The 13,751-nt window shown below is 69.7% G+C and carries 13 protein-coding genes; 5 read left to right on the top strand and 8 right to left on the bottom strand.

The features are described 5' to 3' along the window. Positions 1 to 412 precede the first annotated feature (412 nt). On the bottom strand, positions 413 to 1,462 hold the full coding sequence (locus ACZ5IK_RS37360; RefSeq protein WP_465491977.1) for an NAD(P)-dependent alcohol dehydrogenase: 1,050 nt from the start codon (positions 1,460 to 1,462) through the stop codon (positions 413 to 415). 89 nt (positions 1,463 to 1,551) lie between these two features. On the opposite strand from ACZ5IK_RS37360, the gene ACZ5IK_RS37355 reads away from it, so the two are divergent. Continuing rightward, positions 1,552 to 2,154 (top strand): TetR/AcrR family transcriptional regulator, encoded by a 603-nt coding sequence (locus ACZ5IK_RS37355; protein ID WP_465491976.1) that lies wholly within the window; start codon positions 1,552 to 1,554, stop codon positions 2,152 to 2,154. Positions 2,155 to 2,220: 66 nt separating this feature from the next. Here the strand turns inward: ACZ5IK_RS37355 and ACZ5IK_RS37350 are convergent, their stop codons facing one another. The 6 genes from ACZ5IK_RS37350 to ACZ5IK_RS37325 form a co-directional block, all read right to left on the bottom strand. Next, the gene (locus tag ACZ5IK_RS37350; RefSeq protein WP_465491975.1) at positions 2,221 to 2,832 is read right to left on the bottom strand and encodes a hypothetical protein; all 612 of its coding nucleotides are present in this window, start codon (positions 2,830 to 2,832) and stop codon (positions 2,221 to 2,223) included. A gap of 88 nt (positions 2,833 to 2,920) precedes the next feature. Then, positions 2,921 to 3,379: an ATP-binding protein gene (locus ACZ5IK_RS37345; protein ID WP_410605234.1), complete on the bottom strand. Its 459-nt coding sequence runs from the start codon at positions 3,377 to 3,379 to the stop codon at positions 2,921 to 2,923. Between the two features lie 84 nt (positions 3,380 to 3,463). After that, the gene (locus ACZ5IK_RS37340) at positions 3,464 to 5,707 is read right to left on the bottom strand and encodes a heavy metal translocating P-type ATPase (protein ID WP_465491974.1); all 2,244 of its coding nucleotides are present in this window, start codon (positions 5,705 to 5,707) and stop codon (positions 3,464 to 3,466) included. Next, the gene (locus tag ACZ5IK_RS37335) at positions 5,704 to 6,615 is read right to left on the bottom strand and encodes a hypothetical protein (RefSeq protein ID WP_465491973.1); all 912 of its coding nucleotides are present in this window, start codon (positions 6,613 to 6,615) and stop codon (positions 5,704 to 5,706) included. The genes ACZ5IK_RS37340 and ACZ5IK_RS37335 overlap by 4 nt, the downstream gene beginning before the upstream one ends. Before the next feature lie 128 nt (positions 6,616 to 6,743). Beyond that, the gene (locus tag ACZ5IK_RS37330) at positions 6,744 to 8,120 is read right to left on the bottom strand and encodes an ATP-binding protein (RefSeq protein WP_465491972.1); all 1,377 of its coding nucleotides are present in this window, start codon (positions 8,118 to 8,120) and stop codon (positions 6,744 to 6,746) included. Continuing rightward, a complete protein-coding gene (locus ACZ5IK_RS37325) occupies positions 8,117 to 8,788 on the bottom strand; it encodes a response regulator transcription factor (protein ID WP_465491971.1) in 672 nt (223 codons plus the stop codon). The genes ACZ5IK_RS37330 and ACZ5IK_RS37325 overlap by 4 nt, the downstream gene beginning before the upstream one ends. Before the next feature lie 101 nt (positions 8,789 to 8,889). Between ACZ5IK_RS37325 and ACZ5IK_RS37320 the strand changes: the two genes are divergently transcribed. Next, positions 8,890 to 9,618, top strand: coding sequence for an ABC transporter ATP-binding protein (locus tag ACZ5IK_RS37320; protein WP_465491986.1), 729 nt, complete (start codon positions 8,890 to 8,892; stop codon positions 9,616 to 9,618). Next, on the top strand, positions 9,618 to 12,035 hold the full coding sequence (locus ACZ5IK_RS37315; protein WP_465491970.1) for an ABC transporter permease: 2,418 nt from the start codon (positions 9,618 to 9,620) through the stop codon (positions 12,033 to 12,035). The genes ACZ5IK_RS37320 and ACZ5IK_RS37315 overlap by 1 nt, the downstream gene beginning before the upstream one ends. 43 nt (positions 12,036 to 12,078) lie before the next feature. Here the strand turns inward: ACZ5IK_RS37315 and ACZ5IK_RS37310 are convergent, their stop codons facing one another. Next, positions 12,079 to 12,252 (bottom strand): hypothetical protein, encoded by a 174-nt coding sequence (locus ACZ5IK_RS37310; RefSeq protein ID WP_465491969.1) that lies wholly within the window; start codon positions 12,250 to 12,252, stop codon positions 12,079 to 12,081. Between the two features lie 242 nt (positions 12,253 to 12,494). On the opposite strand from ACZ5IK_RS37310, the gene ACZ5IK_RS37305 reads away from it, so the two are divergent. After that, complete coding sequence (locus tag ACZ5IK_RS37305) at positions 12,495 to 12,860, top strand: hypothetical protein (protein ID WP_465491968.1); 366 nt, start codon at positions 12,495 to 12,497, stop codon at positions 12,858 to 12,860. Beyond that, positions 12,857 to 13,591, top strand: a complete 735-nt coding sequence (locus ACZ5IK_RS37300) for a HEAT repeat domain-containing protein (protein ID WP_465491967.1) — start codon at positions 12,857 to 12,859, stop codon at positions 13,589 to 13,591. Before ACZ5IK_RS37305 ends, ACZ5IK_RS37300 begins: the two co-directional genes overlap by 4 nt. Positions 13,592 to 13,751 lie beyond the last annotated feature (160 nt).

Genomic DNA, 13,751 nt, shown 5'->3' with positions numbered 1-13,751 from the left:
ACGCTACATAGCCCGCGAAATCCACCAAGCACTCATCACAGACCTCACCAACCTCAACCACACCCCTTGACATCAATAGGAGCATCTTTCGGGACAGCAGACGTCGCGAAAGTGGCTTTCGCGACACTCGGGCTGGCTGGCGCGGCCCCGCGGTACATGAAGGCCCCCTTCCTTGCGCCTGGCGCAAGGAAGGGGGCCTTCATGTACTCGGGGAAGGTGTGAAGGTCACGTTTCCTCGGCTGAGCCGAGGGAAGGAGCCCTTCACGCGCCGCCGCCCCCTTGACTGCTGGGGCTGGCGGTGTCGCTGAGGCTGCGGAGAGCGACCGCGTAGTCCAACTCCAGCCACAAGCAGTAGGTACTTACGACCCCTTTGGCTCTAACCCGAAAAGCCACTCACGACCCCCTGGACCGGCTACGCGCCGATGGTCGCCGCGTCGATGACGAACCGGTAGCGGACGTCGCTGTTCTCGACCCGGTCGTAGGCCACGTTCACCTGGTCGGCCGAGATCGTCTCGATCTCCGCGCCGATCTTGTGCTCGGCGCAGAAGTCGAGCATCTCCTGCGTCTCGGCGATCCCGCCGATCATCGAACCGGCGAGCACCTTGTTCCCGCCGAGCAGCGAGAAAGCGTTGTAGGACAGCGGTTCGCCGGGCGCGCCGACGTTCACCATCGCCCCGCCGACCCGCAGCATGCCGAGGTAGGAGTCGATCGGCAGCGTCGCCGAAACGGTGTTGAGGATCAGGTCGAAGCGGCCGCGCAACGTCTGGAACGTCGACGCGTCACCGGTCGCGAAGTAATCCTTCGCGCCGAGCTTCATGCCGTCTTCCTGCTTCTTCAGGCTTTGGCTGAGCACGGTGACGTCGGCGCCCATGGCGACCGCGATCTTGACCGCCATGTGGCCGAGCCCGCCGAGGCCGACGACGGCGACCTTCTTGCCCGGTCCGGCACCCCAGCGGTTCAGCGGGGAGTAGGTGGTGATGCCGGCGCACAGCAGCGGGGCGGCGACGTCGAGGCCGATCCCCTCCGGGATCCGGCAGACGAAGGAGTCCTTCACGACGACCTGACGGCTGTAGCCGCCGTAGGTGTTCTCGCCGTCGAAACCGACTCCGTTGTAGGTCTGGACGTTGCCCTTGACGCAAAACTGCTCGGTGCCCGCGAGGCAGTACTCGCACTCGCCACAGGAGTCGACCATGCAGCCGACGCCGACACGGTCCCCGACCTGGTACTTCGTCACGCCGGAGCCGACCGCGGCGACGACGCCGGCGATCTCGTGGCCGGGCACCATCGGGAAGATCGCGCTGCCCCAGTCCTCCTTCACCTGATGGATGTCGCTGTGGCAGATCCCCGCGTACGCGATGTCGATCAGCACGTCGTCCGGACGCAGGTCGCGACGCTCGATCGTCGTCGGTGACAGCGCGGCACCCGGGGACGGCGCGGCGATGGCGTGCGTGGTCGTCGTCATGAAACCCTCCGTGAAAACAGTGAGACCATGTAAGAGGTCACTTACAACTAGCGTAAGAGGGCTCTTACATATTCCGCGACCGGAACGGTGTGATCCACGACATGGGCGGCAAGTACCACCACGGCGACCTTCGCGCCGAACTCGTGCGGGTCTCGCTCGACCTGATCGCCGAGCAGGGATTAGGCGCGTTCTCCGTCGCCGAAGTCGCCAGACGCGCGAAGGTCAGCCCCGGCGCGCCCTACCGGCATTTCCCGGGCAAGGAGAGTCTGCTGGCCGCGATCGCGGGCGAAGTCGCCTGCCAGCTGGCCGACAGGGTGCACGAGGCCATCGAGGCCGAGAGCGAGCCAGTGGCCGCGCTCGCGGCGGCCGCCGGCGCGTACACGGAGTACCTCATCGAGCGCCGCGCCGGGATGAACATCATCTACTCGGACGGCCTGCAGGGACCGGAGCACGCCGCGCTGCACGAGCAGACCCGCCGCCTGACCGACCAGTTCGTCATGCTCTGCCTCACCGTCGCCGACCGGCCCCAGGCCGGTCTCGAACTGATGGAGCAGCTGTTCACCCAGGCGCACGGATACGGCACGTTCTACCTCGACGGCGTCTTCAAGAAACAGGGATATTCCACCGAAGTCGTCGTCCGGAAGTCGATCGAGGCCGCTCGCGCCGCCATCGAGGGCCGCGCGAAAATGTGACCGCCGCGATCGCCACGATCCTGACGATGACGACCGCGGTCGCCGCCATCGCCGCCCTCGGCGTCGTTACGGTGCGACGACGGTGAACTCGATCTCGCCGGGGATCAGCGTCCCCTTGCATTTCAGGGTGGCCGTATAGGTTCCGGGCGTGGTGACGACGGTGGTCGTTCCGCTGAACCGGCCGAAGTTGCCACCCCGGGTCCATTCCAGGGGCGCCGCGAACCCCGGCGAGGTCGCGGGCCCCTCGGGTCCGCCAGGGCAGCCGTAGATCCGGTCCGAGCCGCCGGAGATCTCGCCGCCGGGCGCCACTTCGCTCGGGCCCAGCCCCCACGAGGGCGGCGCGTACTCGAGCACGGTGAACTGCGTGGTCAGCGTCTTTCCGTCGCAGATGGCCGTCGCGGTGTAAGTGCCGGGAACGCTGGAAGCGTCCCCGTTGCCCCACAGGTGTTCCCTGTCGCCGCCGACCGCGACCAGGTCCACCGGCCCGGTGAATCCGGGCGAAGTCACTGCGGAATAGCTGTCACAGCCTCCACTGATGCCCGTGCCGAAGATCTCGCTGGGCCGCACTTCGAGGGGATAAACCCTCAGCGACGGCTCACTTTCCGCCGAAGCCGCCGGTGCGACGCCCACTCCCAGCACCGCCACCGCCAACGCCACCGCGATTCTCGTTCCCCGCATTTCCGGTCCCTCCCCTGGATTTCACTGTCTCGGTCCAGGACGACCTTGGCAGCGTGGGGCAGGGGACGTCTGCGTCATCTGACACAGTTCAAAGACGACGGCGGTCTCGCGGGGCCCGCGCGTGGACCGGGCACTCCCCATCGCAGCGGATATGCGCCCAGACGAGCTTCCCGCCGCGGAGCCGCTCACGCCGGACGCCCCACTGCACCGCCACCCCGTCCACGACGAGCAGCCCGCGGCCGCGGGGATCCTCGATCTGCGAGCGGCGCGCCCGAGGTTGTTCGACGCTGATGTCCGCGACCTCGATGCGGACCGCGCACGGTGAGACGCCCCGCCACAGCTGGATGTGGCGTGCGCCACCACCGTGCACGTACGCGTTGGCGACGAGTTCCGTGGCCGCCAGCAGGACGTCGTCACGATGACCCTCGCCGAGATCGGGAAGGCATCTGACCACCCAGGCGCGCATGTCCGGTAACGCCCGTGGCGTCGTGGCCCGCAGGTCGAGCACCCAGGTTCCCGGCACCGGATGCTCCGCGATACTGATCATGGAGCCACCCTTCCCATCGCGCGGCCTCGCTGCTGAAGTCGCACGTTCGGGTTACCCAGAACGCCGGCCGATCAACCACGGCGGTCAGGCCGCGATGCCCCGGAAGCCTCGCAAGCGCAGGCTGTTGAACACCACGAAGACCGAGCTGAAGGCCATCGCGGCACCGGCGATCATCGGGTTGAGCAGGCCTGCCGCCGCCAGGGGAAGCGCGCCGACGTTGTAGGCGAACGCCCAGAACAGGTTTCCCTTGATGGTGCGCAGGGTCCGCCGCGAAAGCCGGATCGCGTCCACCGCCGACCGCAGGTCACCGCGGACCAGGGTCAGGTCCCCCGCCTCGATCGCGACGTCGGTGCCGGTGCCCATCGCCAGGCCGAGATCGGCCTGGGCCAGCGCGGCCGCGTCGTTGACGCCGTCACCGACCATGGCGACGACCTTGCCCTCGCCTTGGAGCCGCTTGACGACGTCGACCTTGTCCTTCGGCAGCACCTCGGCGATCACCGTGTCGATCCCGACCTCCGCGGCCACCGCGTGGGCGACGGCCTCGTTGTCGCCGGTCAGCAGGACCGGGGTGAGCCCCAGTTCGCGCAGCCGGGAGATCGCCTCGGCGGACGACGGTTTCACGGTGTCCGCGACGACCAGGACTGCCCTGGCTTCGCCGTCCCAGCCGACCACGACCGCGGTGCGGCCGAGTTTCTCTTCCGCGGCCTTGGCTTCCGCCAGTTCGGCGGTCAGATGGTGACTCCACTGCTCCAGCAACGCGCTCCGGCCGACCAGGACCGCCGAACCGTCGACGATCCCTTGCACACCAAGGCCTTCGAGGCTGGTGAACTCCTCGGCGGCCGGGAGTTCCCCGGTGCGTTCCCTCGCCGCGCGGGCGATGGCCTGCGCGATCGGGTGCTCCGACGCGTTCTCCAGCGCTCCGGCCAGCCGCAACGTCTTCTCCGTGTCGACGCCTTCGGCGACGTGCACCGCCACCAGCGACATCTGCCCCGTGGTCACGGTGCCGGTCTTGTCGAGGACGACCGTGTCGACCGCGCGGGTCGATTCCAGCACTTCCGGGCCCTTGATCAGGATGCCGAGCTGCGCGCCCCGGCCGGTGCCCACGAGGAGCGCGGTCGGCGTCGCCAGGCCCAGCGCGCACGGGCAGGCGATGATCAGCACGGCGACCGCCGCGGTGAACGCCGCCGCGACCGAACCGCCGGTGCCGAGCCAGAACATCAGCGTGCCGACGGCGAGCGCGATCACGATCGGCACGAAGACCGCCGAAACCCGGTCAGCCAGCCGTTGGACCTGCGCTTTCCCGGTCTGTGCCGCCTCGACGAGCTTCGCCATCTGCGCCAGCTGGGTGTCGGCGCCGACCCGGGTCGCGCGGACGACGAGCCTGCCGCCCGCGTTGACCGTCGCCCCCGCCACCGTGTCGCCGGGGACGACCTCCACCGGAACACTCTCGCCGGTGAGCATGCTCGCGTCGACCGCCGACGCGCCTTCGGTGATCACCCCGTCGGTCGCGATCTTCTCCCCGGGCCGCACCACGAACTCCTGGCCCGCCTCGAGTTCGCCGATCGGGACACGGACTTCCTCGCCGTCGCGGAGCACCGCGACGTCCTTCGCGCCGAGTTCGAGCAGGGCACGCAAGGCCGCGCCCGCACGCCTCTTGGACCGCGCTTCGAAATAGCGCCCGGCGAGGATGAACGTCGTGACACCGGCCGCGACTTCGAGGTAGATGTTGCCGTCACCGGCCATCCGCTGCACGGTGAACTCGAAGGGGTGCGTCATCCCCGGCGTTCCGGCGGTGCCGAACAGCAAGGCGTACAACGACCACAGGAACGCCGCGAGCGTGCCCATCGAGATCAAGGTGTCCATGGTGGCCGCGCCGTGCCGCAGATTCGCCCACGCCGCCTTGTGGAACGGCCACGCCGCCCACACCAGCACCGGCGCGGCCAGCGTCAGCGAGATCCACTGCCAGTAGGTGAACTGCCACGCGGGCACCATCGCGAGCAGGATCACCGGCACCGACAGCACGGCCGAGCCGATCAGCCGCTGCCGCAACGGGGCGGTGGGATCGGCGGCTTCTTCGGACGGCTCTTCCTTTTCCTGGGCAGGCAAAGCGGCCGAATACCCGGCCGCCTCGACCTGCTCGATCAGCAGCCGCGGCTCGATGCCTTCCGGGTAGCTGACCTTCGCCTTCTCCGTGGCGTAGTTGACCGTGGCGGTGACGCCGTCGAGCTTGTTCAGCTTCCGCTCGATGCGCATGGCGCACGAAGCGCAGGTCATCCCGGTGATCGCGAGTTCGACTTCGGCGGTGGAAGTCTCGGTCTGCGTGCTCATCGGTGACTCCCTTCCCCTGTGGTGACGGTGAATTCGGCGGTGCGGACCTTGTCCTCGTGCCGGAAGTCCAGGAACAGCCGGTAAACGCCGTCCGTCGGGACCTCGGCGAAGAACGTGATCGCGGGGCCCGGCGCGGTCCGGCCGTCACCGGGTTCGCCGTCCGGATGGACGTGCAGGTACGCGAGGTCACCACTTCGCAATGCGACCAGATGCCCGTAAGCACCGAGGTAGGGCTGCAGATCGGTGACGGCGCTGCCGTTCTTGGTGACGGTGAGCGTCACTTTCGACGAGGTGCCCGGCGCGAGTTCGCCGTCGAGCCGGACCTGGTAGCCGTCGACCTCGGCGACGTGCGAGGGCCGGAACTCGGCGGGCCTGAAGTCGCCACCGGCGAAGACGTCGGCGCCCAGGGTCGTCGCCTCTCCGCCGCTGGGCTTGAAGTCGGCGAAGACGCGGTAGACCCCCGCCTCGCCCACGGTCAGCGGCACGGACCACGTGCCGTCCTCGCCGAGTTCGGGGTGGATGTGCTGGAAACCCGCGGTGTCGCGGCGGACGACGATCAGGTGCATCCGCTTTTCGTGTTCGACGTCGTAGGCGGTCACCGGCGCGCCGTCGGCGCCGAGGATCCGGAAGATGAAGGGACGGGTCGTGCCCGGAACGAGCGTCGTGGTGGTGGGCGTGAGGGTGTAGCCGCCCCTGGACGACGCGAGCCCGGCGGGCTCATGGTCCTGTTCGACCTGCGCCGCTTCCGCGACAGTGCCGCTGTGGGTGTCCGAGTGCCCGGCGTCCTCGCCACCGGGCACGCCGGCGGCGCCGGCGAACGGACCGACAGCCGTGCCCGCAGCCCAGCCGCCACCGGCGACCAGGGCGAGCGCCACACCGTAAGCGGAGAGCTTCGCTGCTGTGTTCATCTGCAGTCCTTAGTGCGGGTGTCAGTCCCAGCGGCTCGGGTGCCGCTCTGGAACTCACCGTACATACCCTAGGGGGGTACCGCAACGGCCTGAAGGTACCCCTGGGAGGTATTACCGAGCGATGCTCGTCACATACCCCTGAGGGGTAGCCTCGCGACCAGCCGCGCGCCGGTCTCACCGTCCTCGGCCCGCAGCGATCCGCCGTGCCGGACAGCGATGTCACGCGCGAGTGTGAGACCGAGCCCCGTACCTCCCGCGTCCCGCGCACGGGCGTCGTCGAGCCGGGCGAATCGGTCGAAGACGCGCTCGCGGTCCTCGGCGGGGATGCCGGGCCCGTCGTCGATCACTTCGAGGACGGCCTCCCCCGGCTCTCGCCGGAGCCGCACGGTGACGGACGCCCGCGCGTGCCGCATGGCGTTGTCGAGCAGATTGCGCAACAACCGTTCCAGCTGGACGGGTTCGCCCGCGACCTCGGCTTGTCCGTCCACATCGGACACGACGGCGGGCCCGGGTTCGAGGGCGCGTTCGGCGACCTGCTCCCCCACCACGTCGGCGAGGTCGACGATGCCTTCCGGCGCCGGGAGTTCGGCCGGGTCCACGGCCAGCTGAAGGAGATCCGCGGTGATGCGCTGGAGCCGCTGGATGTCGAGCAGCGACCGGCGGGCGACGGCGGGCCAATCCGCGCGGTCGGCGTGGGTAAGCGCGACCTCCAGCCCGGTCCGGAGGTTCGCGAGCGGGCTGCGCAGCTCGTGACTGGCGTCGGCGACGAACCGTTCCTGCTGGTCGTGCGCCTGCTGCAGCCTGTCGAGGGTGGCGTTCGTGGTGGTCGCGAGCCTGGCGACCTCGTCACGGGACGGGGGCACCGGAACCCGCCGGTCGAGCCTGCTGCCGCTGACCTCGGCCAGTTCACGGCGGATCGCCTCCACCGGCCGCAGTGCCCGCCCCGCCGCGAACCACGCGACCAGCGCGGTGATCAGCACCGCGAGCGGGACGAAGAAGGCCAGAGTGTCGTCGAAGGTTCCCAGCGTCCGGAGTGTGTCCCACGGCATTACGAACAGGTAGAGCGTGAGCCGCTGCCCGCCGCTCTCGATCACCTTGCCCACCACCGTGTACTCGCGATACTCACGCCACTGTGGATGGTCGCCGGGCCGCAAGGTCGCCTTGGTGGTGACCGACCAGTCCGAGGGTGCCCCGGCGGGCGCGGGCGGCAGCGGCGTCCACGCGGGATCCCAGCGGCGCAGGTTCTCGCTGCTCGCCACCGGCCGTCCGGCGTCGTCGACCACCTCGAACAGGGAGTCACCGGCGGCCGGCACCGGTTGCCCGGCCCGGAAGGTCTCGGCCAGCCCGTCCAACTGGGCACGCGTCGCGCTGACGGCGCTGCCCGACAGCTGTCCGCTCAGCAGTTCGCGGGTGCCCAGCCAGCCGAGGGTGAACACGACCGCGCAGAGCAGCGCGGCCGAGAGCGCGGTGCTCCGCCGCACCGACGTGGGCCACCGGCCGGTCATCCGGTCACGAGCCGGTAGCCGGCGCCGCGCACGGTCGCGATGGTGCGCCGTCCGAACGGCGTGTCCAGTTTGCGCCGCAACGCGCTCACGTAGACCTCGACGATGTTGGGGTCGCCCCGGTACGCCAGATCCCAGACCTGGTCGAGGATCTCCCGTTTCGTCACCAGCTGCTCGCCGTGCCGCAGCAGGCATTCGAGGACGGCGAACTCCTTGGTGGTCAACGACACCGGCTTCCCGGCGCGGCGGCAGGTCCGCTTCGCCGGATCCAGCACGAGGTCGCCGAACTCCAGCACCCCCGCCGACCCCGCCGCGCCCCGGCGGGTGAGGGCCCGCAGCCGGGCGGTGAGCACCACGTACGAGAACGGCTTGCTCAGGTAGTCGTCGGCGCCGGTGTCGAGCGCCTCGGCTTCGTCGTACTCGCCGTTCTTCGCCGTCAGCATGAGGATCGGGGTGGTCACCCCGCGCTCCCGCAGTGCCGCGCAGACGCGGTAGCCGTTGAGCTTCGGGAGCATGATGTCCAGCACGATCACCTGGTACGGGTACAGCTGCGCGAGCTCGAGCCCTTCGAGACCGTCGTGGGCGAGGTCGACCGCGTAGCCGTCGGCCTCAAGTCCCCATTGGAGGGTCTCGGCCAACCGCATTTCGTCTTCCACCACGAGCACGCGCATGTCCTGATCTTCGCAGATCGCCGCCGTCCATCCTGAAGCGTTCTTCAGGTTGTTTCAGGAACCGTTCAGGTGGTTCCCGCCATGATCGCGGCATGAACACAATGGACGGTCCCGCCGCGGGCGCGATCGATGTCTCGAAGGTCTACGGCCGGGGCGACACGGCGGTCCGGGCGCTCGACCACGTGTCGCTGGACTTCCCCCGCGGCCGGTTCACCGCGATCATGGGTCCCTCCGGTTCGGGCAAATCGACCCTCATGCACTGCCTCGCCGGACTGGACACCGTCGACAGTGGACGAGTCCACATCGGACGGACCGAGCTCACCGGCCTGTCCGACGCCGAGCTCACCAGGCTGCGCCGGGACCGCGTCGGGTTCGTGTTCCAGTCGTTCAACCTCCTGCCGACGATGAACGCCGAGGAGAACATCCTGCTCGGGCTCCGGCTCGCGGGCCGCCGCCCGGACCCGGCGTGGTTCGGCACCGTCGTGGACACCCTAGGCCTCCGGCGGCGCCTGCGGCACAAACCCGGTGAACTCTCCGGCGGCCAGCAGCAGCGGGTGGCGTGCGCCCGCGCGCTCGTCGGCAGGCCGGACGTCGTGTTCGCCGACGAACCCACCGGCAGCCTCGATTCGCGTTCCGGCGCCGAGGTGCTGGACTTCCTGCGCACTTCGGTCCGCGAACTCGGCCAGACGGTGGTGATGGTGACCCACGACCCGGTGGCCGCCTCGTACACCGATCACGGGGTCCTGCTGGCCGACGGCCGGATCGCCGCGCGGATCCCCCGTCCGACCGCCGACGCCGTACACGGCGCGTTCACCGGTCTGGGGGCGTGATGCTGCGAACCGTGCTCGCCGGGCTCAAAGCGCGGCCGCTGCGGCTGCTGCTGTCCGCCGTCGCCGTCACCCTCGGCGTGACCTTCGTGGCCGGGTCCTTCGTGCTCACCGACGCCGTCGGCGCGGGACTGCGGGAAGCGGTCGCCTTCGAAACACGCGGCGTGGACGCGTCCATCGACGCCACCCGCCGTGTCACGCTCGACGATTCCGTGCTCTCGAAGGTCCGTCAGGTGCCCGGCGTCGCCGCCGCGGACGGCCGCGCCACCGTCAGCGCACCGATCCTCGGCCCCGACGGACGCCCGCGAGACGCCGCCACGACCGCGCTGGGCACCGAAGGCTTGCGCCCGTACGACCTCGCGGACGGCCGTTTTCCGCAGGACGCGGGAGAAATCGCGATCGAACGGCACAGCGCCGAGGGCTTCTCGCTGGGTCAGCCCGTGACCGTGCTGGACGAGACCGGCGGCCGGATCGTGCTGACCCTGGTCGGTACCTTCAGCCGCCCGGCCGACGCGGGTCTGGGCGGCGCGACCCTGGTGGTACCGAGGGAAACGCTGCGGCGGCTGAGCCCCGCCGCGACCTTCGGCGAGATCGTCGTCCACGCGTCACCGGGCGTCGGCCAGGCACAACTCGCCGCGGATCTGAAGAAGGCCTTGGGCATCCCGGTGGCCACCGGGAAAGAGGCCGCCGCCCAGTTGCTCCGGGAGACCGCGCCGAACACGGCGGGTCTGGCGAAGTTCTTCACCGCCTTCGCGGTCCTCGCCATGGTGGTGGCCGCGATGGTGATCACCAACTCCTTCACCATCCTCGTCGCGCAACGATCGCGCGAACTGGCGTTGCTGCGCTGCGTCGGGGCCGGTAAACGGCAGGTCTTCGGCAGTGTGCTCGCCGAAGCGGCCGTCGTCGGCGCGGTCGCGTCCGCGGCCGGGCTGTTCGGCGGGCTGGGCGTCGCCGCCGCGTTGCAGGCGATCGCGGGTCAGGAAACCGTGTACGTCCCGCTGACCGCCCGGACCGTGGCCGCCGCGGTGGCGATCGGAATCCTGGTGACCGCGCTCGCGGCGGCGATCCCGGCGTGGTCCGCGACCAGGGTCGCGCCTGTCGAGGCGCTCCGGACCCCCGTCGAGTCCGCGCACACCGGGCGGCCCCGCGCGATCGTCGCGGTGATCCTGCTCGCCGCCGGTATCGGCGCGGGCGTACTGGCCCTTCGGTCCACAGTGGAGGATGGCGCCGCCCTCGCCGTGGTGGCGATGGTCGCACTGCTCGGCGCGACCTTGGCCGCCGGACCGCTGGTGGCGGGACCGGTCGTCCGGGCGCTCGGCTCGCTCGTCCCGGGGCAGCCCGCGAAACTGGCCGCGCTCAACGCCGGCCGCAACCCCAAACGCACCGCCGCCAGCGCCGCCGCGCTCACCATCGGCCTCGCCGTCGTCGCACTCGCGACCACCGTGGCGGCGGGCGTCGAAGCGGGCCGGAGCCACGGCATCGGTGAACAACTCGCGGCCGACTTCACCGTCACTTCGGTGCTCCCGGCCCGGCCACTGCCCGCCACCCTCGCCGACACTCTCGCGACCGTGCCCGGCGTGACCGCCACCGCGACCCGACACTCGTTCTCGGGCGACCTCGGCGAGTACGGCACGTATCAGCTCACCGCCGTCAGCGGCGATCTCTTGCACCCGGCGGTGCTCTCCGGACGACTCGACCGGCTCAACCCCGGCGAGATCGCCATCAGCAAGGACCTCGCCGAACAGTCCGGGCTCGCCGTCGGCGACACCGTGCGATCCCTGCGCGTGGTGGCGGTTTACGACAGTGTCGACGCGCCCGGGATCGATCTGGGGTTCGCGCTGGTCGATCTCTCGGAGCAGCGGAAGATCGCCCTGAACGAGGAAACCTACGACGGGAGCGTGCTGGTCAAGGTCGCCGACCCCGATCAGGCCCGGCCGTCACTGGAGCGGGAGTTGTCCGGCATCGCGCTCGCGAAACTGAGCAGCGTCGAGGAAATCAAGGAAGCCGCGGCCGCGCCGCTGAGGGAGACCCTGAACCTCATGTGGGCACTGACCGCACTGGCCGTGCTGATCGCCTTCGCCGGGATCGCGAACACACTTTCGCTGTCCGTCCTGGAACGGACGCGGGAGTCTGCGCTGCTGCGCGCGCTCGGCCTCACGCGTGGCGGGCTCGGCGCCGCGCTGACCGCGGAGTCGGTGTTCGTCGCGGTCCTCGGGGCGGCGTGCGGCCTGCTGGTCGGGATCGGGTCGGCCTGGCTGATCACGGAGGTGGCGTCGGGCGGTGGCGAGGCGATCGTGTTCGCGCCGCCTTGGGGCCGGTTGGGGGTGCTGGTGGGCGCGGCTCTCGTCGCGGCTCCCTTGGCGGCCTTGGTTCCTGCTCGGCGGGCGGGACGGGTTTCGCTGACCGGTTCTCGGGAGTAAGGCAACTCCGGCCGGGTCGCGAACGTACCTCCAGTATGGGGAGTCAACCGACCGCGATCGAAGTAGCCGACGCCAGTGCGTGGCTGAGCAAACGCGGCATCCGGGTGAGAACACCGTCCAGGCCGCTCACGGTCAGGATCGCCGCGCGGCAGACGAGCGGATCCACGACCAGGATCCTCTGGCTGATGAGCGCCGGGGGCCTCGGCTTCGCACTCATGATCACCTACAGCTACCTGCAGAACCTTCCCGGAGTGCGGGGCGTGGAAATGCCCGAAAGCCGATACTTCTATTTCATCATCGCCACACTCACGCTCGGGCAATGGGCGTCGATCCTCCACCGGGAAACGGCAACTGGGCGGCCTTCCGGCGCCGACCCGGCGCCCGTCCGCCGCGGGGGTCCTCGGCGGCTGGTACCTGGCCTCGTTCCTGATCACCTTCGTCGGTGGCGCGGCGCTGGCCGTGGCCATGTACCTCACGACCTCGTCGCGCACCTTCGCCTGGACATGGCTGGTCGCCCTCGGCTGGGCAGCGCTCTGCTGCACGACGATCCTCGTCTGGGCCGTGAGGCGCCGGGTCCGCGGCGAAGACGCCGCGTCGATCGCCGTCGACGCGGAGCTGCGCTACCAGGACAGGCGACTCTCGGCGCCCGCGGCCTTCGCGGTCGTGAGCCTGATCGACCCGTTGTTCAGCCACCGGTCGCCGCCGGCCTTCACCTGGTGGATGGTGGGCTACGCCGCCCTCGCGGTCGCCACAGCAGCCCTCGCGTACCGACGGGACGCGCGGCGGCCCGCCCTGCCGCCCGGCGATTACGGAACCGAGGCATGACCAGCAGCGAGATCGAGCTACTCGTTCGTCAGCTCGACGCGCACAGCACCGGCGATGCCGAAGACGCACAGGCACTGCTGACCCACCGCGGACGGGAGACCGACGTGATCACGCCGCTCCTGCGGGCCCTGCCGACACTGAACAGTTTCGGCCAGCTGTGCGCCATCGAGATCCTTCAAGAACTCGGCGACGCCCGCGCCGGGCAGCCCTTGATCGACCTGTTGGCCAGCGAGCACGACACCGTCCGCGAGTGGTCCGCCCGCGCCTTGGGCCAGCTGCGCGTCGTTGATGCCCTACCTGCGCTCTGGCGCGCCTATCAAGCATGCAAGGAACGCGGTGACCGACCCGACTGGCTGGAGCCGAACAGTATTCGACTCGCTTTGACCGAGCTGGGCGCCCGGCACCCCGTCGTCCCGTCGCTGACCGCGAGCCTCCGGATCACTACGTCCTATGGGCACGAAGCATGGCCGTCGACACGACTGACCGATGTCCTCGACGACCTCGCCGCCCATGGTCAGGCCACGCTCTCCTTTCAGCTCTGGCGAGTCGAACCCGACGGCCGGATGTACTGGATACAAGCCCCGCACGACGACACCGAACTCGACTATTCCCAGCCTTGGGCCACGCTCGCCCGACAGGCCCACAGCCGAGCCATGACCGCCGCCGTCCGAGCCGCCGTCGGTGCGGACGTTGTCGCCACGATCGAGTGGATCGATCGTGGCGACCTCTGAATGCCATTATCGAGAGACGCAACTTTCGCCGGGATGGGACGACAGCCTGTCAACGATTCTGGCTCAACGAGAGGCATTGAGGCTGCGGTCGCCGTGGTTCTCTGGACTGTTCCCATCTCACCGTGGTTGTCGTGAAGCTCATGGGTGCCAACAAGCGCCG

This window comes from Amycolatopsis sp. NPDC031561 (assembly GCF_055580625.1).
This window is presented reverse-complemented; position numbering and strand designations above follow the sequence as displayed.

Bases quoted from the DNA above. Each gene is read 5' to 3' on its own strand.
- ACZ5IK_RS37315 (WP_465491970.1), top strand. From the start codon at position 9,618: ATGCTGCGAACCGTGCTCGCCGGGCTCAAAGCGCGGCCGCTGCGGCTG.
- ACZ5IK_RS37320 (WP_465491986.1), top strand. From the start codon at position 8,890: ATGGACGGTCCCGCCGCGGGCGCGATCGATGTCTCGAAGGTCTACGGC.
- ACZ5IK_RS37340 (WP_465491974.1), bottom strand. From the start codon at position 5,707: ATGAGCACGCAGACCGAGACTTCCACCGCCGAAGTCGAACTCGCGATC.
- ACZ5IK_RS37310 (WP_465491969.1), bottom strand. From the start codon at position 12,252: ATGAGTGCGAAGCCGAGGCCCCCGGCGCTCATCAGCCAGAGGATCCTG.
- ACZ5IK_RS37330 (WP_465491972.1), bottom strand. From the start codon at position 8,120: ATGACCGGCCGGTGGCCCACGTCGGTGCGGCGGAGCACCGCGCTCTCG.
- ACZ5IK_RS37350 (WP_465491975.1), bottom strand. From the start codon at position 2,832: ATGCGGGGAACGAGAATCGCGGTGGCGTTGGCGGTGGCGGTGCTGGGA.
- ACZ5IK_RS37325 (WP_465491971.1), bottom strand. From the start codon at position 8,788: ATGCGCGTGCTCGTGGTGGAAGACGAAATGCGGTTGGCCGAGACCCTC.
- ACZ5IK_RS37345 (WP_410605234.1), bottom strand. From the start codon at position 3,379: ATGATCAGTATCGCGGAGCATCCGGTGCCGGGAACCTGGGTGCTCGAC.
- ACZ5IK_RS37300 (WP_465491967.1), top strand. From the start codon at position 12,857: ATGACCAGCAGCGAGATCGAGCTACTCGTTCGTCAGCTCGACGCGCAC.
- ACZ5IK_RS37335 (WP_465491973.1), bottom strand. From the start codon at position 6,615: ATGAACACAGCAGCGAAGCTCTCCGCTTACGGTGTGGCGCTCGCCCTG.
- ACZ5IK_RS37360 (WP_465491977.1), bottom strand. From the start codon at position 1,462: ATGACGACGACCACGCACGCCATCGCCGCGCCGTCCCCGGGTGCCGCG.